Origin of the sequence: Okeania sp. SIO2F5 (assembly GCF_010692685.1) — a bacterium.
Lineage (GTDB): Bacteria > Cyanobacteriota > Cyanobacteriia > Cyanobacteriales > Microcoleaceae > Okeania > Okeania hirsuta.
The window spans coordinates 1-24,485 of the sequence record NZ_JAAHGU010000079.1 but is presented as its reverse complement, the minus strand read 5'-3'; the positions used below and the strand labels follow the sequence as shown (position 1 = coordinate 24,485).

The following is a 24,485-nucleotide window of genomic DNA, read 5'->3' as shown; positions in this document are numbered from 1 at the left end:
TCGACCAAGAGAAGACAAAATTTTCATTATTAGTCAATCCTCTTCTTTTCAAGGAGAGATAATTGTTAATTATTAATTATTAATTATTAATTGTTGAACTACCTATTTTCTGCTTCAACTTGTAATAAATATGGATTGGATTAGTCCCGCAAACAGAGTACAAGCACTACCACCTTATGTTTTTGCCCGTTTAGACGAACTAAAAGCTCGTGCCCGCGAACAAGGGCTAGATTTAATTGACTTGGGAATGGGAAACCCTGATGGGGCGACCCCTCAACCTGTGGTAGAGGCCGCCATCGCCGCTTTACAAAAAGTAACTAACCATGGTTACCCGCCTTTTGAAGGTACTGCTAGTTTCAGGAAAGCAATTACTAATTGGTATTTCCGTCGTTATAATGTAAAACTTGACCCAGAGGGTGAAGCTTTACCACTGTTGGGTTCTAAGGAAGGTTTAACTCATTTAGCTTTGGCTTATGTGAATCCAGGAGATTTAGTTTTAGCACCTAATCCTGCATATCCTGCCCATTTTCGTGGCCCTTTAATTGCTGGAGGTAAGATTCATAGCATTTTACTGAAACCAGAAAATGATTGGATTATTGATTTAGGGGATATTCCCGATAGTGTTGCAGAGCAAGCGAAGATTCTCTATTTTAATTATCCTAGTAATCCCACTGGTGCTACTGCCCCACGAGAATTTTTCCAGGATATTGTGGCTTTTGCTAAAAAGTATGAAATTATGCTGGTTCACGACTTATGCTATGCTGAGTTAGCTTTTGATGGTTATCAGCCTACAAGTTTATTGGAGATTCCTGGAGGAAAGGATATTGGTGTTGAGTTTCACACTATGTCTAAAACATATAATATGGCTGGTTGGCGAGTAGGTTTTGTGGTTGGTAATTCTCGGATTATTCAAGGGTTACGCACTTTGAAGACTAATTTAGATTATGGGTTATTTGCTGCTCTACAGTCAGCTGCTGAAACTGCTTTACAGTTACCGGATGAATTTTTACATCAGGTTCAAGAGCGTTATCGGCAACGTCGAGATTTTCTGATTCAAGGTTTAGGAAAGTTGGGTTGGAATGTGCGGAAAACTCTGGCAACTATGTATTTATGGGTACCTTGTCCAGCAGGAGTAGGATCTACTGATTTTGCTTTGTCTTTATTACAAAAAACTGGGGTTGTGGTGACTCCTGGAAATGCTTTTGGTAGTGGAGGAGAGGGTTATGTGAGGGTTAGTTTAATTGCTGAATGTGAGCGTTTGGGTGAAGTATTAAGTCGGTTTCAGCAGGTAGGAATTTCCTATCATTGAATTAGCAAAATTTTATATGAAGAAAGACTCTAGCATCATTAGCTGAGTCTTTGATTTTTACTATTATTTTCTCTGGATTTCTGAATACTTAACAACCAACTGTAGCTCAAAACTTTGTAATTTAATTGAAGATATTTGGTTTGATCAGTCTACAGATTTTTTTTCTTCCACTTTAGAGTCTGCTTTCAGATATATCCCGATATGGTCTATTTTTTCTAACACGTTTATGCTTACACCCAATACATTAGACATTTCCAGAAATTAAATATTTCTATGCTAGCAACTCTTGTAGAGAGGTTATATACAGTCCATTTATTAGCGTTCAAATAACCTCTGCTATTGGTCTAGATCGAGTTTTCCTATTCTCCCCGATCCCTGTCTTCTGTTTGAGTGCTCAACGTTTCTACATTCTTTTTTACACCTATGTCTATTTGAGGGGACATTCTTTCTAGCAACGTTTTTGATAAGTTATTATCTGTTACGAGAGAATTTACGATTATCGCCACCACCGTAGTTACCACCACCCTTATTTTCTCGTGGCTTGGCCTTATTAACTCTCATGTCACGACCCATCCAACTTGCACCATCCAAAGCTTCAATTGCTTTTTCTTCATCCTCCTCATTGACCATTTCCACAAATCCAAAACCACGTAATCGACCTGTTTCACGGTCTATAGGTAAGTGAACTCTTGTTACCTGTCCATATTCAGCAAATACTGCGTTTAAGTCCTCTTGCGTGACTTCGTAGGATAAGTTACCCACATATATTGACATAGACTGTCTCCCAAATCAGTTAAAAATTTAAACAACATAGAACTCGGAGACAAGTCTGTAAAGAAAAACTGGAAAACGCCCATCGAACTTAAACAGATCCTCGAAACCGATAACATATTCTATTATATCACAAGCTCGATGTAGCAATAGCAAAAATTAAAGAAAGTTTTGCTCAAAATAGATTTGTATACTTATGGTTGAGAATCAAGCAGGTTTTTCTACTATATTTTATTTCGCCTCACTACAAATCCAAGATATTACATCTAAAGGTCAAATCTTGATTTGATAATTTTTAAGCAGACTCATGCTGTTTATGCCAAGTTGGATGCCATAACAATTCAGCAGTAGAGCGTTTTTCTACCATTTCTTCAGTTATAATGCAACGGGTGACATCTTTACGGGATGGTAACTCATACATTACCTCTAACATTAACTCTTCTAAAATACCTCGCAATGCTCTAGCTCCTGTTTTACGTCTATATGCTTCTTTAGCGATCGCCCTGAGAGCTTCTTTTTGAAATTCTAACTTAACATTATCCATCTTTAATAATTTTTGATACTGTTTAACTAAAGCATTTTGTGGTTCAGTTAATATTTTCATTAATGCCGTTTCATCTAATGGGTCAATTACTGTTAATACTGGCATTCGTCCAATAAATTCTGGAATTAAACCAAACTTAACTAAGTCATCTGGTTCTAAATTTTTGAGTACATTAATATGACGTTTTTCTTTTGACTGTAAAGCGATATTATCTTGATTAATATTTTCGGCCTGAATAAAGCCCAATGATTTTTTTCCCTGTCGTTGTTCGACTATTTTTTCTAATCCGACAAAAGCACCACCACAAATAAATAAAATTGAATTGGTATCAAGCTGAATAAAATCTTGATAGGGATGTTTACGCCCTCCTTGTGGTGGGACATTAACTATTGTCCCCTCCAAGATTTTTAATAGAGCTTGTTGTACTCCTTCTCCAGATACATCTCTTGTGATGGAAGTATTTTCACCTTTACGAGCAATTTTATCTATTTCGTCTATATATATAATTCCTCTCTGGGCAGCTTCTATATCAAAGTCTGCTACTTGCAATAACCTTAATAACACATTCTCTACATCATCCCCTACATAACCAGCTTCGGTAAGGGTCGTTGCATCTGCTACAGCAAATGGCACATCTAGTAATTCTGCTAGAGTTTGGGCTAACAGAGTCTTTCCACAACCAGTTGGGCCAATTAATAGGATATTTGATTTTTGTAATTCCACATCTGGGTCAAGGCTGTTGTCGGAATTATGATTTGTTTGACAACTCAGACGTTTGTAGTGATTATATACTGCTACTGACAGTACTTTTTTTGCTTGGCATTGTCCAATTACATGATGATCCAAGTATTGATTAATTTCTGTAGGTTTTGGAACTGCTTCTAAGGAAGTTTTACTCTTACCTGAATAATTATTATTTGCTAATTGCGCTCCGATTTCACTAGCTGAAGTATCATCTTTTCTAGAGTTAAAAATTTCTTCTTCTAATATTTCGTTACAGAGTTCTACACATTCATCGCAAATATAAACCCCAGGACCTGCTATTAACTTACGAACTTGATCTTGGGACTTGCCACAAAATGAGCATTTAAGATGGGAATCGTATCTGGACATATTTGTTTTCTTCCTTGATGGTGGGGGTGTTTTTTTCTGAGGAGTTCAAAAGCTGTTATTTGATATTGATCATTGAAAAATCCAGATATTAGTCATATTATAAGTCTGAATTTTACAACTTCTCAGTTCTAATTATATTATATATTTTTCACCATTTTAATTTTTCAATAACTGGAGAGTACAAAGTTATGCTAAAAAACAGTTGGATCTCAAGATTGAAAGTGTTACTGGGAAAGGTTTACAGCACCTACGCTCTGTGAATGGAGATTTTTTAACCTTGAGTCTGTGAAACCCTTGACTAGCAATAGTTATTCCCAGAACTTTGCACTGTCTAGTAAATAAGATAATTGAAATAATTTACGATGAGGTTTATATATTCAGAACGTTTAACAAGTATAATTATTTGGCCTGATTATTTAAAACTCAAAAAATAAAAATAAGCTTGATCTCAATCATTACAATTATAGTTTGGATGATGATTATATTATATCCACAGTTTATTAGTTTTTTGCATAATAAATATAGTTTTAGATACTAACTAACTATTTTTTTGATTTTGATAAAGATGTATTAAGCAGAAAATGTTGAAAAATTTATAAAAATCAAAAAAATTTCGATCGAGAAGAGAAATATTGTGATATAGTCTTTAAACTATGTTGGTTCTAGCGAGGGTCAGTCGTTAGAAGTAAGAGGGAAAGTTTGGTGTAAATCCAACGCTGTCCCGCAACTGTGAAATGAGTTTAGTAAAATCTAAAATTTCATTAAGCCAGAATGCCTGCCAACATTATCAAGAAAAATAATCAATACATCTGCGAGGTACGGATGAAAGACATACATGACAAACCCACAAAAAGTAGGGTTAGTTATCAATTGCATAGAATAAGAGTAATTTTAGCGCTGGCAATTTTAATTTTTTTCAGCACAATAGAATCGGCAATAGCTCATCATCCAATGGGTGGAAAAATACCAAGTAGTTTGTGGGAAGGTTTTCTATCTGGTGTAGGACATCCAATTATTGGAATAGATCATCTGGCTTTTGTAGTTGCAGTTGGATTAATTGCAGTAGGAATCCCCAATGGTATATCAATAATAGCATCTTTTCTCGCTACAGTAATATTAGGAACGGGTATCCATCTTCTCAGTATTGATCTACCTTTAACAGAAATAGCGATCGCTCTATCAGTAGTTGTTTTTGGTGCAATGCTAGCTCTTAAAAAGAAGCTAAGTCTTCAATTATTAAGTATCTTTGCAGCTATTGCTGGTATTTTTCATGGTTATGCTTATGGAGAGGCAATTATTGGTGCAGAAATTACACCTTTATTTGCATATTTGTTAAGCTTTACGGTGGTGCAGTTATTAATAGCGTTATTGGTAATGAAATCTGCTGAATTAGTAAGTAATTTTTGGGAAAATAAATTTTTTCTTGTAATGCGCTTCCTGGGTTTAGCAATAGGTGCCATTGGAATGGTATTTTTCACCAGCGCCATATTTAGTTAATAGTTAATAGCAAAATTAAATTCCTGCAAATTATCAAAGAAACATAATGTCTACGCCACAATTACTATTTGTTTGTACTACTTGTGCGAGTGTTTGGAAAGATGGGAAACGACAAGGTATTAGTGGAGGAGAAAAACTCCTAGATCGACTTTCCCAGCAATATAAAAATTGGCACTTACGGGATAGGTTTTCTATAAAACCAATAGAATGTATGAGTGCTTGTAGTCACTCTTGTGCTATTTCTTTTGCTGCTCCTGGTAAGCATACTTATGTATTTGGAGATTTACCATCTCAAACAGAAATTTTGTCAGAAGTATCAGCAGCAGTATTAGAATGTGCGAGTCTCTATGATACTAAATCTGATGGATTATTATCTTGGTCTGAAAGACCTGAGCGGTTAAAAAAAGGTGTTTTAGCAAGAATTCCACCATTAATTTATGGAGAGATTTAAGCAAAATTAATCCTTAAGGATGGTTAGGGTTAAAAGAGTATCAAGTAAGAGATAAATGGAGCCTAGAACGCTATTTTATCTTGATGTTTTGTGCTGATACTTTTATAATTTGGTATAAGTTAACAGGAGGATTACAAAGGCAATGGGCTAACAAACCTTTAAAGACTTTTACTGAAGCAATGGTACGCTTTTTGTACAGCGATGTATGCACAGTTTTTGAGGTTGGTTGACTGAAAACATGAACGTATTTGCCTGCTATAAATAGGGTTTAGGCTATATTAAAGCTCTAAAAATTGTGTAAGTCCCACTAGCACCCTTTACGATTTTTTTATGGGTTTAATACCCCACGGTCTAAAGGGTTTCTACAATTGGTTGAGGTTAGTAGAGAAGAAGTGGCTTTTTGAATACTATTCCCATTTACTTTTTTAGTATTTCAGTCTTTCTTTCTTCCTTATTCAAGACTGTAGTAGTTCCTCTGTTTGTTCGCTAATCATGCCTGGTTGAATACTTATAAATAACTATGGAGGGGTCAGGAGTCAGGAGTAGGGCAAAACGGTGGTTTACCCGTACAGGAGGAAAGAAGAAGGAAGAGGAGAAGAAAGTTTTTCCTGAACGCTATTAAACGGACATGATATTAAATGTAGCTATAGAATTTACACTTCCAATGTAAATAAGAAACTTAATTCTCTAGAAAACAAGGGAAAGTTTTATTAACTTTTTTTGCCTCGCAAAAAATTTAGAATCCAGCTTCAAACTCATTTCATTTCTAAGTAGGTGAGCATCAATAAATGCGGCGTTGCATAGTGACGAATGATTTTAGATTTTTGATGAACAGGATTTTGGATTAATCAATTGCTAGAATGATTGATATTAGGTTGTTTTTAGTCAAAGTCTAAACTAATTTTTGGCAATATCATTCCATAATGTGCAACCCCATAAATGCAATATTAGAGGGGGGTTTTTAAACTCATCGCACTTAAGTCAAAGCTTTCGGTTAAACCCGCCCCTACAATTTTTTTAAGGTTTAATTAGACCTACTTACTTAAACTCTAATGGCAGGGAACGGGCAAGAACTCCAGAAAACAACAATGGGAAAAACATATCCCCTTATTTGATTCATCATCACTCTATTTCCTCAGCAACTCAATATTTGCTTTTGCTATAGATAAAGGAAAAAATCCAAAGAAAAGAAAAGATGAAATTTCATAGTTCATAAAATATTCATAGCAGTTAAAGGAAAGGTTTAGGAGATATCAAAAGCTTAAAACTCAGACAACATAAGATTTTTCAGTCCTTCCTTCTTCCTTTTTCCTTCTGCCTTCTGCTATACCTAATAAATCTAGGTAATTTTGTACTTAGTTTTATTTATTCTAATTTTTGATTCCTACCTTGTTCCTTATTCTCAATTTTCTATTTGTCAAAAAAATTATCAAGAAACAGTATTAAAATTTATGAGTGCAAAAATTCCTGTTACTGTAATTACAGGCTTTCTCGGCAGTGGAAAAACTACCACAATTCGCCATTTATTACAAAATAATCAAGGTCGTCGTATTGCAGTTTTAGTTAATGAATTTGGAGAAGTTGGCATAGATGGAGAACTTCTACGTTCCTGTCAAGTTTGTGATGAAGAAGATGCCACTAATAACATTGTTGAACTAACAAATGGTTGTCTTTGCTGTACAGTGCAAGAAGAATTTTTTCCTACTATGCAACAACTCTTAAAACGTCGAGAAAAAATTGATTCTATTTTAATAGAAACTTCTGGGTTAGCATTACCTAAACCTTTAGTACAAGCATTTCGTTGGCCGGAAATTAAGACTTCTGCAACTGTAGATGGAGTTGTTACTGTTGTTGACTGTGAGGCAGTGGCAAATGGTAGCTTGGTAGGAGATATTGATGCTTTGGAAGCTCAACGTCAAGCTGACCCAAATTTAGACCATGAAACACCAATTGAGGAATTATTTGAAGACCAGTTAGCTTGTGCCGATCTAGTATTATTAACTAAGGTTGATATGGTTGATGAAGCTACTTTAGATAAAGTACAAAATTGGTTAAAAGAACAGTTGCCTAAAACTGTAAAAATAGTTCCTTGTATTGGGGGAGAAATTAGTCCGGATGTATTGTTAGGATTTAATGCAGCAGTTGAAGATGATTTAGATGCTCGACCTAGTCATCATGATACTGAGGAAGACCACGAACATGATGATGAAATTAATTCTGTTCATTTAATTTTAGACCAAGAGTTTGAACCGAAAGAGTTAGTAGAAAAGTTGAAAAGGTTAGCTATAAATGATGAAATTTATCGGATTAAAGGTTTTGTTGCGGTGCCGAATAAACCAATGCGTTTAGTTTTACAAGGGGTAGGTTCGCGCTTTGATTATTTCTATGACCGTCAGTGGCAAAAAGAGGAAGTTAAACAGACTAAGTTAGTGTTAATTGGTCGCTCTCTACAAAGAGAAAAAATTCAGTCCGAGTTAGGTAAAAAATTATCTAATTAACTAGCTATCAGCTAGAGCGCACTTCAGCACTTCAGCCTAAAAATTTGTGCATATAATTAGGTATCTGGTAAGGGGAGCATTCCGGACTCAAACGCTTTTTAAGTGAAATATTTTATTACCTTTTTTTGGGGATACAGTAAGCATTCAGCTAGCCTCCTTTTCTGCGGAATGCTGCACAAATGGAGGAACTACGTTAACAGCAATTATTAATGAATAATTAGGGTTTGCGCTCATAAAGTCTTTTTGCTGGGGTAGGAGACAGGAGACAGGAGAAATGGGAATGAGCGAGGAGGTAGGAGCTAAGTTTTGTCAGAGTGATTTTTCGGCTTTTGCTTCGGTGAAAATCCTCACTTTTTTAACCTAAGCTACCGAAAAGCTCATACTTTTTAAAGGCATAAAAAGCCTAAAACCAATATCAGTCAATGCTTTGATATTTAATCAGTAAGCCCTAATTACTTCTAAGGTTTAGTCCGGGGACTCATGGCAGTAACTTTTTATTCTTTCCTCAATTTCAAAGCTTGCTTTTAAGCGGACTCAAAATTAATAGCTGAAGTACCCAGTTCCTACCTTATGAGGCTAGCTAATAATTGATGGCTGAATGCTTACGAAATACATAATATTTAAGAGTTTCATTATCAGTATTTAATTGTGGAGAGCGTGTAGCAGTAGAAATAGTTTTTCTTAGGGACATTAAAATTTGTTTAAAGTTTTTATAGCGAATGCGGAAATCATCACCTTCTCCTAAATCAAATGCCATTCCTTTGACTCCAAATAATAACTTTAAATTAACTTGACTTTCAACATCTTGAGTGGCAATAACTAAATAAAACTGCTCTACTTCTATGGTTTGAATAGCTGTTAATACTTCTTCTATATTTTTAGTTTCTTTATCGAAAATATGTGGAGGAGCATCTGTTACTAAAACAATAGCTTTATTACTTTCTAAATCAAAGGGTTGACGCAATGTTAACATCACTGCATAAACTACTTTTTGGTGCATCTCCCCTACAATAAGCTTCTAGTTTAGTAACTTCTTGACGCAAAAGAATGGGGATAGGCTGTAAAAACTTCCCCGTTAAATTTTAATACTTGATGTTCTTCGTTAATGAGGCGACGAAATTCTATTAAACTGACTCTAACTCTTACTCCATCTTTTTCAATAGTATCGGCAAATTCCATTATTGTTTCTTTTATTCTATTAATTTCACCCTGCATACTGCCAGTACAATCTAAAACAAACATCATATCTGCTTTACGTTTTCCAGATAAAGTTTCTGCTCTTTGTCTTAGGGTTTCAGCCAGTTCTTCTGGCGCATAACTTTTATATGTAGGTAGGAGTACCAATTATTTCTCTTTATTTCTCTGCTTTTAGTAGGATTTTTATCTTTAAATTTGGAGACTCCAAAGTCGATAATTTTTGTTTGCTCATCGTCACCGACAATAATATTTGCTGGTTTTAGGTCAATAAAGTTCAGTTAAAGATTTTTTGGCAGTTCTGTAATCTCAAAAGTTTATCTAATACTTCTATATCTTATGGGTTTTGGTCTTATCTGTTAGCTCCGCATTCCGTAGGAAACTTTATTGGGTTTTAAGTCTGGTGAATAATTTTGCATTGATGAGCTGCGGATGTGCCTAATAATATTTGTTTGAATAAATGTTTGTTTTTTCCATTTTTGATTTGGTTGATAATATTTTGCTTTAGAGGTTTAAATTAGATGAAGTTATAAGTTTCTGTTTTTGGTTTTAATATTTTAAACTTTACCGTTTTTGTCTGATTGTTAAATGGGGAAATTTTTCTGAGTTGCTTAACGAGGTTTCAATATTTTTAGAGGTTTTTTTCAATTTTGTGATATTCTATACTTATGATAATATTGGCGCATTTTATATCTTGATTGAGTTTTAACGCTGTTAATTCCTATTCTGCCGTTGTCTTGCCCGATATTTATCTGAATTTTCTTTGCTCAAAATGACTAATTTTTCTTTGGTCGTTTTTTGCTGTTTTGACAAAAATTTGTTTGTGTGATATATGAAGGGAGTTTTTTCGGTTTTCGGAAATGTGTTGTGTTGAATAAAAAGTCTAGTATATTGGCGAATTATTCCTACTAAAATTAACCTATTACAGTTGGCTTGAGATGGCAATCCTAATTCTACTTTCGGTGTCATTTTTTCGGGGATGCTTCAGAGAATGCCTTTGTTTAAGGTTGTCTAGAGTTGTCTGGGAGGCGATCGCCTTTTTTCAGTCATCAGTTATCCCTTTTATGGCAATCCTAATTCTACTTTTGGTGTCGCTTTTTTTCGGGATTGCTTCAGAGAATGCCTTTGTTTGAGGTTGCCTGGGAGGCGATCGCGCTTATTTTTTACTTTCTACTTTAATATTTTTTGCGTTGAATAAAAAGTCTAGCGTATGGGCGAGTACCACCCAATAACATAATTGTATCAGAGTTTATTTGAGGATGCAACCTAATTTTCCTTTCCACCGGGGAAATTTTTTAGAGCTTGAGAAAATGAAATGTTTGGCGATCGTAGTTTAGTAATCTGGGTTTTGCGAGGTAGTAAAGCTCAACCTACTGCTAATTTTTGTCTTGATTTTTTCAGAAATTGAAAAGAATTAGACAACCTTTTGACAAACCGACTAAGTAGAAGAAATTTCCCCTAAGTTTAATAAATTTCAAATTAGCAGAAATTAAAATTTACTGTTTGATATAAGGTGATAGTTCATCCCACAAATTAGGAAAAGTAGCTCGAAAAGAATCAGGTTTAGCCATTTCCATATCTATGTATTCAAATCCTGGAGCAACTGCTTCTCCAAGTAAACCAAATTCTCCCTCTTTAAGTATTGCTGTTTTCCAACAATTTTTTTGTACTAATAGTTGAGGAACATGACCTTTAGTAACATCAAAGCCAAGTTTAAACTTTGACAATTTTCCTTGTGGGTCAACAATTAAATAAGTTATGGGAGAACCAGCGTGAAAATAATTAATAATATCTGATTTATTCTTATTGAAGTAGTTAATTGGGCAGTCATCAGTGAGCAAATAATAAATGGAAGTAAGTAACTTTCTTTCACTTCCTTCTCTGTCAGTATTTATAGTTAGATCGGAACGGTAGGTTTCTTTAAAATAACCTCCTTCTATATGTTCAACTAGAGATAGTTTTTCAATTATATTTTGCTTGTTCATTAATAATTAAACCTCTGAAAGTAGTATAGAGAAAATTAAGCAAGTATTTCTTTGAGGCAAAGAGGAAGTTAGTAATATAAAAAATATTGGTAACTTTTTGCTATTACTATCATTTACTATCAGCACTTCCAACAAAGAGAAGTCATTTCAGTTATCAGTTATCAGTTATCATTATCTCCTCCTAAAGTTGGAGGTTTGAAATCCGAAATTTCCTTTTTTATCCCCTTGAAGGAGGAGACTTGAAAGCATATTTCTTGGTCAAAATAATATTTTACAAAATACTTTAGTAGTTCTGTGGAGATAGTTAGGCAGGTCGGTATAACTTATTTCTAGGAGAAATATTCCGACCAAAACCGCTACTTGTTTATCATTACTAAAGTTCTATGAATCTACTAATTGTCCATAAGGAAGGGGAGAATTATCTTTTTCATCGCCAATTTCATACCAGTAGCGTCTATGAGCTTCGACAAATTCCTCACGACTGATGGAACCTGACTTATCTGAGTCAATGCTATCAAAAGCTTGGTCAGCATGGTCAGGTTGTTCTACTCCGGTGTATAGTGCCAGGTACTTACGGTACTCTTCGCGGGATATTTGTCCAGAGTGATCGGTGTCTATAATATCAAAGAAGAGTTCGTTTTTGTGTCTGGCTACTGCAAGTGCTTTATCTGGAGATTCACTTAAGGATACGATCTTTACAACTTTAGCAATCAAATCTTCTTCAGTAATTTGAGTGTTACTATCAACTGGTTCCCCTCCAGCAATAAAATACTGAAACACAGAACGACACATCTCCCGAATTTCTTCAGACCTTGATGAATCATTTTGAAGTTGAATTAAACGGTTTGCAATTTCTTCAAAGTCGGAGAGGGTCAAGATGCCATTTTGATCAACATCCATGAGTTTGAAGTAAGTCTTCATTCTGGTGCGCCAAATACTGGATGATAAAAATTGTTCAGGAGACATTTTTACTGATAAGTCAAGAAAACTATATGAACGTCTTGATATTATCATTATCTATGCAGAAGTAAGAAGGAAGAAAAGTATTACGTTGCTGAGTTTTAAACTTTTTAACTGTCCTAACCTTTCTTTAGACTGCTATAATTGCTGATTATGGAATTGGTTGCCATAAATAAATAAGTTAAATCTGCATTCCGCGCTTCAAAACGTAGTATAAAAAATAGGGAGTCAAGAGTAAATAATGAAGTCCTGATGCTTAATATTTTCCAGATAATTTGAATTTGAGAAAGGCCATTTCAGTTATCAGTTATCAGTACCTCTGCCTGAAGTATTGAGATTGAAATATTGAGCTTTATTTTCTCTTGGTCGATTGGATATGGGGCAGGTTTCCTCGCTATCCCACCCTACGGGAAGCTGCGCTAACGACCGCTTTTTTATCCCCTTGAAAGGGGAGTATTGAGACCTTATTTTTTGGTCAATGAAGATAATTGATACGGATATATAAATATTCACTTATCTGGCATTTTGTCTAATTTTTCTCTGAAGGATAACTGAAATCCTGACTTTAAAACTAAGATAAATCCTAATCCTGATAATATACAAACTACTATTGCTGCCTTCATCAATCCTCCTATCAATAAAACGGAAGCTGAGAGGAAAGTAAAACCAGAAAAACAAGTATAAATCAAAATTTTCAAAGCTAAATTAATTCGTTTTAATAATCGATCATTTTCTATAGAGCGGACTCTAAATTGAATTTCCCCATCTTCAATTTTTGTTTCTAATTGACGGATTAAAATTTCACTTTTACTTGGCTGCTGTAACCTATACTTAATAAAATCTCTTGTCTGTTTTGCCAATTCTCCTACAACTCTACCTCTACCTTGAGCAACAGTAATACTTTTGACAAAAGGTTGAGCGCAAGTAACCAAACTATAGTCAGGATCGAGGTTTCTCGCAATACCATCTAAAGTAGATAGAGACTTCAGAATAAAAATCATTTGAGAAGGCAAACGAAATGGCTGCTGCTCAAATAAAACATAAAGTTCTTCCTTAATTTCATCAAAATTATAAAAATCAACAGGTTTATCTGTAAAATTTTCCAATAGAAAATTCACTAATCTTTTTACAGGCATAATATCCGGCATTGGTTCAATTAAACCAATAGTAATCAAAGTATTAAGCACCTGGTCAACATCTTTTCTGAGAATAGCAAAAAACGTTTTAATCATTTGGTCTTTCGTCAATGACTTTACCTCAGCCATCATGCCAAAATCATAAAAAATCACACCACCATTTAAACTAACAGCTAAATTTCCTGGATGAGGATCAGCTTGAAAAAAACCATCTAATAATAATTGCCTTAAATAACAACAAACTCCTATTTGATTAATCCTTTTTGGATTAATCTTACAAGCTTCTAGTCGTACTTTATCGTTAATTTTGATTCCCGGTAAATATTCAAGAGTGATAACTTTTTCCGTAGTATAAGTCCAATAAACAAGAGGTACAATTATTTCCGGATAATCTTGAAAATTTTCCCGAAAACGGTCAGCATTTTTACCCTCATTCACATAATCAATTTCTTGATAAAGAATTTTAAAAAAATCATAATAAATAGCATCTAATTCATACCTTTTAGCCCAGGAAAAATACCTTTGACAAAAACGGATAACATTTTTGACAACCTTTACATCCAAGTCAAATAAAGATTTTAATCCAGGGCGCTGTACCTTGACTACAACTTCCTCACCTGTTTGTAACTTGGCTTTATGTACTTGTCCAAGACTAGCTGCAGCAATGGGACGTTCTTGAAAATCTCGATAGAGAGAATAAAGAGAGTTACCAAGTTCAGACTCAATAATAGCGATCGCTTCTGTCGTTTCAAAAGAAGGCACATTATCTTGTAATTTTCCTAACTCCTCCACATATTCCTTCGGTAATATGTCAGCCCGCGTGGATAAAGACTGACCTATTTTGATAAAAGTTGGGCCTAAATCTAGCATAGTCCTCACCAACCACTTAGCCCTACGCTTTCTCACAGAGGCAGACTTATTTTGAAATAAATTGTCCCACCATAAAAAGAAAAAAAATTTTCCGAAGGCACTAAAAACATCTATTTTTCTGGTCAGAGGAGAATATTGAGTGCGTTGCCAACGAAGGGACTTAGAAGCATCTTGAGTGAGCATACTATAAGTTATGTAAATCTATCCACCGTCCATTGATTGTAACTGGGAAACGAAAATTCCGGAAGATGGGTCATTTCAGTTATCAGTTATCAGTATCAAGCTAAAAAAGAACAGCTAAGTCCCTTGACATTGGAAGCAATTCTATAGCATTTTGTAACATATTGTAACAAAAAAGTGCCTTTCCTTTTTGAGCTAGTGAATTATGTTAATGGTCTAAAAACAAGGAAAAGTCTTATTATGTCTAGCGAACAAAGATCGAAACACCCCTTTCATATGTACGAGGCGATTTTTGCACAACCTCAAGCATTTACTCATGTAGCTCAACGCAATGAAGTCTTAATTGATAATTGTGCTACCCGTATAGCCTCCTGTGAGCGACTATTTTTAGTTGGTATTGGAACTTCATATCATGCAGCTCTCGTGGGTGAACACTTAATGCATTTGTATGGGGGAGATCTTTTCACACAAACATTTCACTCATTTGATTTTGCGCTTTATAGACCCCGAATAACACCAAGAGATTGTGTCATTGGTATTAGTCATCGCGGGAATAAACTTTATACAGTTGAATCTCTCAAATATGCTCGTGAAGTAGGTTGTTACACGTTGTTCATTACCGGCGAAGGTGTGGCGACTGAGGCTGTACAAAGCGATGTCACCTTACCTACAGTTGCACAGGATAAGTCAGCTGCTCATACCGTTAGTTATATTGGTACGATTTCAGTCTTATCTACTCTTGCGGTCTGAACTACTGTCTGTAGCACTAGAAACGGAGAATGAGATGGTACGCTTCGCCCACGAACAAGTCAATCGGCGACGCATCTGGTTAGTTGGTGGCGGCCCAAATGCTATCACAGCTTATGAAATCGCCCTTAAAATTAAGGAAACTTCTTATTTGCAAGCTGAAGGTATGTCAATCGAAACGATGCTGCATGGGCCATTTCAATGTACTGAAACAGAAGATCTCTTTATTTTGATTGCGCCGACTGGTCCAGCACAGAGGCGCGTTTTCGAGCTAGCGGGACTTATCCAAGAAATTGGTGCACCTTATATAGTAATTAGCGACGGGGCAGCGGAATCGCTGCATGCTAGCGCAACAGGGTGGGTTATTGTTCCAAAAGTTCCAGAACCATTCTGTTCTTTAACCTGCCTTGTGCCGCTCCAATTATTTACCTACTACTTAGCATTAGAGTGCGGAACAAACCCTGATGGATTTAGGCTCGAAGACCCACGTTTTGCCCGTGCACGCTCATTAATACAGTTATAGGAAGATTTCATTAATGGATAATGGATAATGGATAAAACCGTTACGGAATTGAATATCAGGAAATATTATTTCTTTTTTCCCCTTAAAAGGGGAGGCTTCAAGGCGCAAATTATATCATGTCCGGTTGAACAGTTATAAATAAATTATGAAGGAGTCAGGAGTCAGGAGTCAGGAGTCAGGAGGGAAGAAAGAAGAAGAAAAAGAAAGTTTTTTTTATCACTAATTATCCGGAACATGATATTATTTAATTATTAATTATTAATTATTAATTATTAATTATTCGGTTTATACAGAAATAAATAGAGAATTTCTTATTTTTTATTGGCTTCTTGTTTAGCTGTATCGCTGTATTTTTGGTAAAGTTCAGCTCTATTGACTGCCACATCATAGCCTGAGTAATAAGGTGTCGAGTTATTTTTTGAATTTAGTAAAAAAATGATACAAATTATACAGAAATAAATAGAGAATTTCTTATTTTTTATCGGCTTCTTGTTTAGCTATATCGCTGTATTTTTGGTAAAGTTCAGCTCTATTGACTGCCACATCATAGCGTGAGTAACTTGGAGTAACAGAGGCCATTAGTTGTGATGCCTGTTGCCATTTGGAGGCGATCGCCGTCCACTCCTCCTGAGACTGAGCTGTTTTACCATCAGCAGCAGCTTCTTGAGCAAGTCGCACCGCTTGAGCAAAAGCTTCTTTCGACTCAGCTATAGTATCCTCTGAATTTTTAATAGTGGAGTCCGGAGATTGTAAGGTTGTATTTTCCAGAGCTGATATTCTATCTAACCTAGAAAAATTTAGCCATTTATTAACTTGGATGCCCAAAACTAGCATCAACAGACTTAGAAAAAAACCACCCATCATACCCAGTTGGAATTGATTTTGCTTTTGTATTTGAGCGCGATCGACACTTTTAGATAGATATATGGGAGTTGGTTTAGGCTTACTTGTCTGAAAATGACGTGCTATTTGTTTAAAAATATTGGGCTTAGTCAAAGTAATTTGTTGAGACCAGAGCAACTTATCTTTTGGATCTCTGGTAATTTCATCAAGCCATAGTAATTGCTGTTCTTGAACAATTCTACTATTAATATTTACTTTTCGGATATTACGAGGTGAGATTTCTTCGAGAATGTACTTAACTTGTTGTACAAGGTTAGACTGTTCCAACTGTTCAATCTGAGTTGCTTCGCATAAAAGCTGCAAAACACCATCAGAAAATATAGCTCTAATTCTTACATCTAATGTAGCAAGCTGTTGATTAAGAACTTGAATAATAGCTGCTACACTTCCTTGACGTGCTTGTATAAATATATCGTTAATTTTATCTGTCATTGGTAGTTACTGCAATTGATTTAATAGTTAACTCAGATGGTTAAATCTCATTTTTAATTTGTCTAAAGTTTCTTGGTCATACTTGAAAGTTATTACCGAAAAGAAAGCAATAAAATTAAATTAAATTTAAATAACTTTATACCTTTTTCCTAATAGTAGATACGGACAGAGTTATACCATTTCTCTATGAAGTTGCGCTGAATAAAAGATAACAGCTATTAGTAAAATTCAGGTTTGGGAAAGAATTATTAAGCGCATTATTACAGAGAAATGGTATTAGAACTTTTGAAAGATATTCCTTGCATAATTTAATTCCCACTATAAAACCTTGGCTTTACTTATAAACTGGCCGTTTCACTAATATGACCAACTTCTGATTAAAAATAGAGTTGTAATACCAAATTGATAAATATTTGCTACAAATAGCTAGGATATTTCTTAGGAGTCAGGAGTCGTATGGGAATAGCTTCAATACCATTTTTCAGGTCGGAAATCATTCTTTTCTCTTGGTGCGCGTTCCGCAAGGGAGCTGGCGTCGTCGCGGGGTCGCACCGCTTTGCCAAAGGACATATCCTGCACGCGTCTTTTTATTCCTCTTACTATTCGTCACATTCTTTTTTCACGCTTGGTATAAAATATACCCCCTATATATAATAAGTAAAAATTATATCTGTTATCATCCTTTTTTCTCTTTTCTGTTCTATGTTTCCGGCAACTACAGCTAAGTCTAGTAATTCTTCAAGAGGTCTACGGTATTAGCTATTTGAAGTTAAAAGTCTTATGTTAAAATTTGCGACAGCAATAGAGGGAAAACAGGAAAGTGATTATGGCCCAATCCCTAAGTGGCAAAATCTTTGTACTAGATGACAATATTGATACTGACCAAATTATTCCCGCCGAGTACTTGACTTTGGTTCCTTCCAAGCCAGATGAATATGAAAAGTTAGGCAGTTATGCTCTATGTGGGTTGCCTGATCGCTACGGTAAGTTTATCTCACCGGGAGAAATGAAAACCCATTATCCAATCATTGTGGCTGGAGAAAACTTTGGTTGTGGGTCTTCGCGGGAACACGCACCTATCGCCTTGGGTGCTTCTGGTGTCCAAGCAGTAGTGTCTCAATCTTATGCTCGCATCTTTTTTCGCAATTGTTCAGCCACTGGGGAGTTATATCCTTGGGAGTCTGTTGATCGCCTATGTGAGTTATTTGAAACTGGTCAGGAAGTTACTATTGATTTTGAAGAAAATCAGTTAACCAATCATACTCTTGGTATAAGTTATCAATTGAAGTCTTTAGGAGAAGTAAAACCTGTCATTGATGCTGGTGGTCTTTTTGCCTATGCGCGTCAAACAGGTATGATTTCCCAAAAACCAAGTTAAATTGTTATTTTCAATAGGAGAGAAACTAATCTCTCCTTTTTACTGTTCAATTTTTCGATAATTTTTAGTTGTGTACTTTTGCATTTTTTGTAAGCTAAATCTTCAGAAAGTACCAGTCTAAAATTAATTATTTGGTAGTGGTACATAGTAATGGTAGAGGGAGATGGGGAGATGAGGACATGAGGAGATGGGGAGTGGAAAAAACTGTGAGTAGGAAAGAAACCGAAATACATGCTCTCTCTTGGTCGATTGGATATGGCGAGGTTTCCTCGCCATCCCACCCTTCGGGAAGCTGCGCTAACGACCGCTTTCTTTTAATTGGAGCTGAGGTAATTTGTCCCAAGTTCAATCAATACCATTACGGTTGCAGGATTGCCAATTATTTTATATCAGAGAATTATTTTTTCCTTCTTCCTTAGATTTGTCGTTAAATAGATAGAAAAAATCTCCAAAACCTAGACAGGGTAATTATTTCGAGTCTTTTGATCGATAAATAACTACAAGCTTTACATAGCGCGGGTTTCTACAATTTTTTAGTTTATAAAGCGACAAGTCTCTTCTCTCCTAGATAACTAAAGCCTTCTTCCTTCTTGAATGCTACTTTCGTGTTGGTAATTTCTTTAATTTCTGGTTGGATCTGGAGACATTATGATGCTCTGACAACTTTGGCTCAACTTAATCTGAATTGATGGCGAGCTTCAGACAGTAGAATTAATATTAAAGCCGATTCTAAGTGTTGATATTTTTAGTCTTAAATTATAGTTATTTAAACATCTTTGTATGGTAGCCTGATAATTATAGCCTTGGTTGGTCTGTTATACGAAAAAGTCTGGTCTAAAATTATTTTTGTTGGATTAGTTGGTTGACTATTACCATTAGAAATTAAGTAACTAATATATGATTTATCCATCATCAGATTAGCTATTTTTTTACTTAATTTATCTGTTTTTATATTTTTAATTATCCAATAATTAAAACCTAAATACTAAATTTTGCTTTTACATAGGAAAGCCATAAAAAATTTATTTACGCTAGAAACTATCGATGTCAAAAAAATCAAAACTCACAACTCAATATTAGATTATTGATTTAGGAAACAATTAGAGGTTCTTAATTAAATTTCTGACATAGTTTATAAATATAGATATAGTAGTCGAAGGAAAGGTTAGGACAGATCAAAAGCTAAAAACTCAGACAACGTAAGATTTTTCCTCTTTCCTTCTTCCTTCTTCCTTCTTCTTTCTTCCTTCTGCTATACATTCTTAAATTTGCTTAAGATATTCTCAAATTCTCAAGCTGCAATTATAGCAATAATTTGACTTTTCAATTTAGCAAAATAAACTAAAACATACCCTCTTTGATACTTTCTGGCATTGGTAAATCACAGAATGAAATTTGTAGGGGCAATCCCCCAGTCACTCATTGGGGTAGGTACGGGGGTGCTATCCGAAAATATAAATCATCCCATCAATTACCAACGCCTACTTTCTCTTATGGAAAAAGTAAAAGAGGGAAAAAGCAACAATAGATGAGTTGCTACATTGACCATCAATCCATTAATTTTGCATAAATTCCTGTAAACCACGAGTCATCATCTCAACTATTCCCTCTTGGTTATTCAGTTCAGTTTTTACCTCAGTTTCTATACGCTCCACTATATCACCTGGAAGATTCAGCAATTGCTTTAAATTTTCATAAGCAGCTTCTTCATCTTCATTAATATTTGGTTCTTCAGGAGTACGAGCACTACAAGCAATTACTTCGTAACCCAACTTTAGCACCAGTTCCCGTTCTTGTTGGGATTCTAATTTAGGAATTGACTCCCCTAATGGGATATTTTGCATGAAATAATCCCTTAATTCTTCCTGAAGTTGTTGCTGCTGATCTCCTGTAGCAAAAAGACTACTAAATCGATTTAACATTAAGTCCACTTCTTCTTGTGCCAGTTGTCCGTCAGACCATGCCATATAAGCAACAATCCGCAACAAATTCATCTGGCGTGGAGTAATAGATGGAGGTGGAGGTGGTTGCACTGCCATAGATTTTTCCTCAATTTTTGGCTATTCATAGCTAAAGTTTTAACCTATCATCAACTCAGCAATTCTTATCCAATCGTTGACAATTTTTAACTGAATTTGTGAAAAGTCCCACCATACTATTGGCCTTCATCCATTGATGAGAGGGACTTGGGTAGAGCGAGGCCAACAACCGCTAGCCCTTATGAACTAGAAACGAGAATAGTTGTGGTGATATGCGTTCGTTCAACTTAAAACTGGACAGACATACTGGTGGATATTGTCATGGGTGAGGATAGACCTATTTAGGGCTTGCTGATTAAATCTAAAAGCATTGATATATATTGATATATAAAGATATTAGCCAAGGCGTGTACTAAAAAATTGCAAGGTTTTTGCTCCCTTAAGCTGAAAATGTAAGGATTTTTAGCAGACAAGAGCAGAAAAATCTCAGAACAATTGTTCCGACTATATCCTCTGTAATTCCTCATTGCTCATTCCTCCTGAATTCTAAATCCTGACTCCTACCCTCACCCATAAGATTTATTCAGCAAACCCTATTTAGTGAAGTGTTCAAAGATTTTGCCGAGCACTTTGAGATTGGGGCGAAAAAGCGAGTGCTTCTAGTTGTCAATCAAGTAGGGTGACATTTGAGGAAAAAGTTAGAGGTGCTTTCTTGGGATTCACTTATACCAATTTGAAAAAAGAATGTTACGAATAATAAGTGGGATCTAAATACTTTACAGGAAATGTCCCTTTGACAAAGCGGTCGTTAGCGCAGCTTCCCGAAGGGTGGGATGACGAGGGAACCTTGCTATATCCAATCGACCAAGAGAGGGAATGGGGACTCCTGTGAGGGAATAGAGGAATGTCAAGAGCCTATTTGCCTAACGCTATATATAAAATATATCTATAGCAATGAGCGCTGGCATATTTACACATTATTTTTTGTACACCTGTTCACTTACTGCACTTTGAGCTGGACATTGTAAATACCTGAGCGCACATTGCTATACTTATCTATGCGATCGCTGCCCTTACTATCAGGAGTAATATCAAATCCGGTAGCATCGGTATAAAATCTTTTGAAGGTAGGAGGATCGAGTCAGGTAGGGGAGCCGTCGGTAGAGCGACGTATAGGAGGGAAACACAGTTATAAAGATTTGGCAATGGTGAGATGGAGAATATTTTTATACCTAATTAAACGAATTTGATATCAAAATACTCCCAAGCATGGAAGTTGGTTGAATATGGCTGAAATTGATGCTGGTTATGGTAACAATACAACATTTATAAAAAAACTCGAAGAAAGGGAATTAAAATACGCGCGGACGAACCCCAAAAAACCGTTTGCCTAGCATTCCGTAGGAAAAAGTAGTAGTTAAAGAAAATTCAATTGAAGAAAAAAAATCAGAATAGCGGTCATTACTTACTGCAATAGGGAGGCGAGAAGATGCAGAATTTCCTTTTTTATCCTCTTAATAAGGGGAGGCTTGAGACCTTATTTTTTTGGTCAGCTTATTTACAGAGTCAACTAAAAATATAGATTTTTTATTTCAATTTTTACCTGTAGACAAAGAATAAATTAGGGAGAATCCGGGAATCATGACGATATTTATATATTAACTAGGTAATTATTTTAGAGGTAAAATTAATCTCCAATCCTAGTTAATTACAATTCCTCGGCTTCTCCATTTCACTTATTCTTCTATCTGTGAGCCATTGCCATTGCCATTAGTCTCATCAACTTTCTCATATTCTACTTGAATCAAATGAATATGTTTGTATCCTAGCTTTATTTCAAATTCATCTCCTGGTTTTAATCCCATAGATGCGGTATAAGTTGCTCCTATGACAATTTGGCCATTTCTATGAACGCTAACTCGATAAGTTGGTTCTCTACCACGCCCATCTTTACTACCGTCAGGATCTAAATCAACTCCTTTTGCTGCTAGAACTGCATCATAAAAATCTGTGAGATTAACACGAGTTTCTTCATTTTTTGTAACTGTGTAATATCCACAACGTTTAGCAGTTTCCCTTCGTGGTAAGTGAGCAAATTCTTTTACCTTTTGAAGTAAAATTTTTCCCGTTAATGGAGTTTCTGAATTTTCAACCATAGTTCTTAATAATTCTCCTTCTCTTTATAATATAGTAAATCAATTTTACTGAAAATTGTTAGGGTTATTTAAAATATATCCTGAAAATTATCAATTGTGCAAAAAAAAATTTTACTAAGCCTTAAGGCCACTATATATTTGAGTAGATAATCTAGATTTCTATTTGGCTCAAAAAGTGTTGAACTTAAGCATTCTTGTTACTCTGAAATTCTCTCCTAATTTTCAAGAGTTCCTATTCTATTAGGATGATTTTTGTACAAAATTATTTAATTAGGCAGGATAAAATAAAAATGTTACGGATGTAAAGTAAATTATCTAATCAGTTTGTTTAATTTACCAGCCGGATTTTTTGAAAATGAATCTGTCATTCTAGGTATTTGGATATCTGAAATTTCCTCTACAAAGTTATGGCCTAACTTTGAATAGTGATTTAAAATATTTGCTAAAATTGTATTTATTGGTAAAAATTTTGATAAGTAGCAGTTAGGCTATTGTGTTAATTGGTAGATGTAGTGACTTTACTTATAGAACCCATTGGTATCTTTGTTAATATTAAGTTTTTTTATAAGAGTTTGAAGTAAGAGGGATGTTGGTTAAGCAATACGGGAAAGTTAAATTTGAGGGCTGATTTTTCATCAAAACAGATACTGAAAAGACTTGCTAATGGTAGTTATTATAGATATCATATAATTTACGATTGAATACTTATAAATAAGGGAGTAGAGATTTAGGTAGTGGTGAGAACCCAAGAGATTTGCCGTCTAAACTAGAGGAGCTTTTTCCGGATCGCTATTACAACGCTTTTGCCGATCTTTGAACCACATCGTCATCAGCAAAACCCTGTAAGGGCGTTTCGCTCCGCGACATATAAAGCGGAGCTTTGCGTAGCGCAAATGGCCATTTGCCCCTACTAGACATCTCCAAAAATCAAAAATCAAATCAATTATCACACAGAAATTATCAATTATTTCTCCCTACTGCCTACTGCCTACTCCCTCTTTTGGAGGAGATGTCTACTGTGGTCTAGTGAAATGAAAACCGCTGTAAACGGAAATGATACCAAATGGTTTCTATGAAAATAAATACTCATATCAAATCTGGTTAAACAGTTATTGTAGGTAAAAAAAATTCGTGAGTATATCTCGCGAATTACTATGGTTTTCTTGCAGGGATTTCAAATAGTTATCTAAGGATATTGGTTGTAATTTTTGATGATTAATACTATGTCCGGATGATTAAGTATAATACAAATTTTCTCCTCTAAATGTTGAAGAAATATCTCACATTTCCGCCACTTTCATTGTTCCCTCCTGAATTTACACCTACCACTGCGCCACCTAAGAATTTTATGATCTCGCTACCCGAGCGGACATGATGTAAATTCGTCTTTTTATAGAGTCAGGATTTACGCATGAGGTAGGAAAAACTAGGATTTGAGATTGCTTTCCGTTCCGGACTGCTACGCAAACCCTGTCGGTCGCAATGATGAGAATACTTTCTAATATCATGTCCGGTTGAACAGTTATAAATAAATGACCAAGGACTCAGGAGTCAGGAGGCAAGAAAGAAGAAGAAAGAGACAGTTTTTTGATTGCGCTCTTATCCGGACATGATATTATGCCTAAGTCCTAAAAGTATTGGCATTGCTGATTTGGGGTATGATTTGTATTTTTTTGGTATCCACTCAATATGATGGGGTAGGCAATTATGATAGCTGCCAAGACCAGCCAAAGGAATTAATAGAAGAGCGATCGTCAATAATAGTTGCCAGAGAGGGAATATTTCTGGTCTGAGAAATGCGATCGCGTACATATTCAAAAAAGCAAGGGTCCCAGCTTGCGAGTAGTAGCAACAAGGGA

The 24,485-nt window shown here is 35.3% G+C and carries 18 protein-coding genes, 1 pseudogene and 1 riboswitch; of the genes and pseudogenes, 8 read left to right on the top strand and 11 right to left on the bottom strand.

Features of this window, described 5'->3' with window-relative positions:
* Nucleotides 1-124: 124 nt before the first annotated feature.
* Nucleotides 125-1,309, top strand: coding sequence for an aspartate aminotransferase (locus F6K27_RS21350; RefSeq protein ID WP_287278264.1), 1,185 nt, complete (start codon nucleotides 125-127; stop codon nucleotides 1,307-1,309).
* 471 nt (nucleotides 1,310-1,780) lie between these two features.
* Here F6K27_RS21350 and F6K27_RS21345 read toward each other — a convergent pair whose 3' ends face one another.
* Nucleotides 1,781-2,083 (bottom strand): RNA-binding protein, encoded by a 303-nt coding sequence (locus tag F6K27_RS21345; protein WP_124147488.1) that lies wholly within the window; start codon nucleotides 2,081-2,083, stop codon nucleotides 1,781-1,783.
* 292 nt (nucleotides 2,084-2,375) lie between these two features.
* Nucleotides 2,376-3,737, bottom strand: a complete 1,362-nt coding sequence (clpX, locus tag F6K27_RS21340; RefSeq protein WP_287278259.1) for an ATP-dependent protease ATP-binding subunit ClpX — start codon at nucleotides 3,735-3,737, stop codon at nucleotides 2,376-2,378.
* A 640-nt stretch (nucleotides 3,738-4,377) separates the two neighbouring features.
* Nucleotides 4,378-4,535, top strand: a riboswitch (cobalamin riboswitch).
* A gap of 24 nt (nucleotides 4,536-4,559) precedes the next feature.
* Between clpX and F6K27_RS21335 the strand changes: the two genes are divergently transcribed.
* The 4 genes and pseudogenes from F6K27_RS21335 (at nucleotide 4,560) to cobW (ending at nucleotide 8,183) form a co-directional block, all read left to right on the top strand.
* The gene (locus F6K27_RS21335) at nucleotides 4,560-5,234 is read left to right on the top strand and encodes a HupE/UreJ family protein (protein WP_287278258.1); all 675 of its coding nucleotides are present in this window, start codon (nucleotides 4,560-4,562) and stop codon (nucleotides 5,232-5,234) included.
* Nucleotides 5,235-5,280: 46 nt separating this feature from the next.
* On the top strand, nucleotides 5,281-5,685 hold the full coding sequence (locus F6K27_RS21330; protein ID WP_287278256.1) for a DUF1636 domain-containing protein: 405 nt from the start codon (nucleotides 5,281-5,283) through the stop codon (nucleotides 5,683-5,685).
* Between the two features lie 17 nt (nucleotides 5,686-5,702).
* Nucleotides 5,703-5,950 (top strand): annotated as a pseudogene (locus F6K27_RS21325) (IS701 family transposase); the annotation flags it as partial.
* Between the two features lie 1,186 nt (nucleotides 5,951-7,136).
* Nucleotides 7,137-8,183 (top strand): cobalamin biosynthesis protein CobW, encoded by a 1,047-nt coding sequence (gene cobW / locus F6K27_RS21320; RefSeq protein WP_287278254.1) that lies wholly within the window; start codon nucleotides 7,137-7,139, stop codon nucleotides 8,181-8,183.
* Nucleotides 8,184-8,763: 580 nt separating this feature from the next.
* Here cobW and F6K27_RS21315 read toward each other — a convergent pair.
* From F6K27_RS21315 to F6K27_RS21290, 6 genes are all read right to left on the bottom strand, one after another.
* Nucleotides 8,764-9,183, bottom strand: coding sequence for a hypothetical protein (locus F6K27_RS21315; RefSeq protein ID WP_287278252.1), 420 nt, complete (start codon nucleotides 9,181-9,183; stop codon nucleotides 8,764-8,766).
* A gap of 23 nt (nucleotides 9,184-9,206) precedes the next feature.
* On the bottom strand, nucleotides 9,207-9,527 hold the full coding sequence (locus F6K27_RS21310) for a vWA domain-containing protein (protein ID WP_287278250.1): 321 nt from the start codon (nucleotides 9,525-9,527) through the stop codon (nucleotides 9,207-9,209).
* Nucleotides 9,528-10,091: 564 nt separating this feature from the next.
* Nucleotides 10,092-10,346: a hypothetical protein gene (locus F6K27_RS21305; protein ID WP_287278248.1), complete on the bottom strand. Its 255-nt coding sequence runs from the start codon at nucleotides 10,344-10,346 to the stop codon at nucleotides 10,092-10,094.
* Nucleotides 10,347-10,873: 527 nt separating this feature from the next.
* Nucleotides 10,874-11,362, bottom strand: a complete 489-nt coding sequence (locus F6K27_RS21300) for a cupin domain-containing protein (RefSeq protein WP_287278246.1) — start codon at nucleotides 11,360-11,362, stop codon at nucleotides 10,874-10,876.
* 381 nt (nucleotides 11,363-11,743) lie between these two features.
* Nucleotides 11,744-12,328, bottom strand: coding sequence for an EF-hand domain-containing protein (locus F6K27_RS21295; RefSeq protein WP_287278245.1), 585 nt, complete (start codon nucleotides 12,326-12,328; stop codon nucleotides 11,744-11,746).
* Between the two features lie 503 nt (nucleotides 12,329-12,831).
* A complete protein-coding gene (locus tag F6K27_RS21290; RefSeq protein WP_287278244.1) occupies nucleotides 12,832-14,511 on the bottom strand; it encodes an AarF/ABC1/UbiB kinase family protein in 1,680 nt (559 codons plus the stop codon).
* Between the two features lie 237 nt (nucleotides 14,512-14,748).
* On the opposite strand from F6K27_RS21290, the gene F6K27_RS21285 reads away from it, so the two are divergent.
* Complete coding sequence (locus tag F6K27_RS21285; protein WP_287278242.1) at nucleotides 14,749-15,258, top strand: SIS domain-containing protein; 510 nt, start codon at nucleotides 14,749-14,751, stop codon at nucleotides 15,256-15,258.
* 34 nt (nucleotides 15,259-15,292) lie between these two features.
* Nucleotides 15,293-15,778: an SIS domain-containing protein gene (locus F6K27_RS21280; protein WP_287278241.1), complete on the top strand. Its 486-nt coding sequence runs from the start codon at nucleotides 15,293-15,295 to the stop codon at nucleotides 15,776-15,778.
* Nucleotides 15,779-16,249: 471 nt separating this feature from the next.
* Here F6K27_RS21280 and F6K27_RS21275 read toward each other — a convergent pair whose 3' ends face one another.
* Nucleotides 16,250-17,113: a hypothetical protein gene (locus F6K27_RS21275; RefSeq protein ID WP_124147479.1), complete on the bottom strand. Its 864-nt coding sequence runs from the start codon at nucleotides 17,111-17,113 to the stop codon at nucleotides 16,250-16,252.
* A gap of 826 nt (nucleotides 17,114-17,939) precedes the next feature.
* Between F6K27_RS21275 and F6K27_RS21270 the strand changes: the two genes are divergently transcribed.
* A complete protein-coding gene (locus tag F6K27_RS21270) occupies nucleotides 17,940-18,491 on the top strand; it encodes a 3-isopropylmalate dehydratase (protein WP_124147478.1) in 552 nt (183 codons plus the stop codon).
* 1,556 nt (nucleotides 18,492-20,047) lie between these two features.
* Here F6K27_RS21270 and F6K27_RS21265 read toward each other — a convergent pair.
* Together F6K27_RS21265 and F6K27_RS21260 are read right to left on the bottom strand one after the other, a co-directional pair.
* Nucleotides 20,048-20,530: a TerB family tellurite resistance protein gene (locus F6K27_RS21265; protein WP_192901217.1), complete on the bottom strand. Its 483-nt coding sequence runs from the start codon at nucleotides 20,528-20,530 to the stop codon at nucleotides 20,048-20,050.
* 1,676 nt (nucleotides 20,531-22,206) lie between these two features.
* Nucleotides 22,207-22,626: an AbrB family transcriptional regulator gene (locus F6K27_RS21260; protein WP_124144955.1), complete on the bottom strand. Its 420-nt coding sequence runs from the start codon at nucleotides 22,624-22,626 to the stop codon at nucleotides 22,207-22,209.
* Between the last annotated feature and the right edge of the window lie 1,859 nt (nucleotides 22,627-24,485).

Bases quoted from the DNA above. Each gene is read 5' to 3' on its own strand.
- F6K27_RS21345 (WP_124147488.1), bottom strand. From the start codon at position 2,083: ATGTCAATATATGTGGGTAACTTATCCTACGAAGTCACGCAAGAGGAC.
- F6K27_RS21275 (WP_124147479.1), bottom strand. From the start codon at position 17,113: ATGACAGATAAAATTAACGATATATTTATACAAGCACGTCAAGGAAGT.
- F6K27_RS21335 (WP_287278258.1), top strand. From the start codon at position 4,560: ATGAAAGACATACATGACAAACCCACAAAAAGTAGGGTTAGTTATCAA.
- F6K27_RS21265 (WP_192901217.1), bottom strand. From the start codon at position 20,530: ATGGCAGTGCAACCACCTCCACCTCCATCTATTACTCCACGCCAGATG.
- clpX (WP_287278259.1), bottom strand. From the start codon at position 3,737: ATGTCCAGATACGATTCCCATCTTAAATGCTCATTTTGTGGCAAGTCC.
- F6K27_RS21270 (WP_124147478.1), top strand. From the start codon at position 17,940: ATGGCCCAATCCCTAAGTGGCAAAATCTTTGTACTAGATGACAATATT.
- F6K27_RS21295 (WP_287278245.1), bottom strand. From the start codon at position 12,328: ATGTCTCCTGAACAATTTTTATCATCCAGTATTTGGCGCACCAGAATG.
- F6K27_RS21330 (WP_287278256.1), top strand. From the start codon at position 5,281: ATGTCTACGCCACAATTACTATTTGTTTGTACTACTTGTGCGAGTGTT.
- F6K27_RS21280 (WP_287278241.1), top strand. From the start codon at position 15,293: ATGGTACGCTTCGCCCACGAACAAGTCAATCGGCGACGCATCTGGTTA.
- F6K27_RS21300 (WP_287278246.1), bottom strand. From the start codon at position 11,362: ATGAACAAGCAAAATATAATTGAAAAACTATCTCTAGTTGAACATATA.
- F6K27_RS21305 (WP_287278248.1), bottom strand. From the start codon at position 10,346: ATGACACCGAAAGTAGAATTAGGATTGCCATCTCAAGCCAACTGTAAT.
- F6K27_RS21315 (WP_287278252.1), bottom strand. From the start codon at position 9,183: ATGCACCAAAAAGTAGTTTATGCAGTGATGTTAACATTGCGTCAACCC.
- cobW (WP_287278254.1), top strand. From the start codon at position 7,137: ATGAGTGCAAAAATTCCTGTTACTGTAATTACAGGCTTTCTCGGCAGT.
- F6K27_RS21290 (WP_287278244.1), bottom strand. From the start codon at position 14,511: ATGCTCACTCAAGATGCTTCTAAGTCCCTTCGTTGGCAACGCACTCAA.
- F6K27_RS21285 (WP_287278242.1), top strand. From the start codon at position 14,749: ATGTCTAGCGAACAAAGATCGAAACACCCCTTTCATATGTACGAGGCG.
- F6K27_RS21260 (WP_124144955.1), bottom strand. From the start codon at position 22,626: ATGGTTGAAAATTCAGAAACTCCATTAACGGGAAAAATTTTACTTCAA.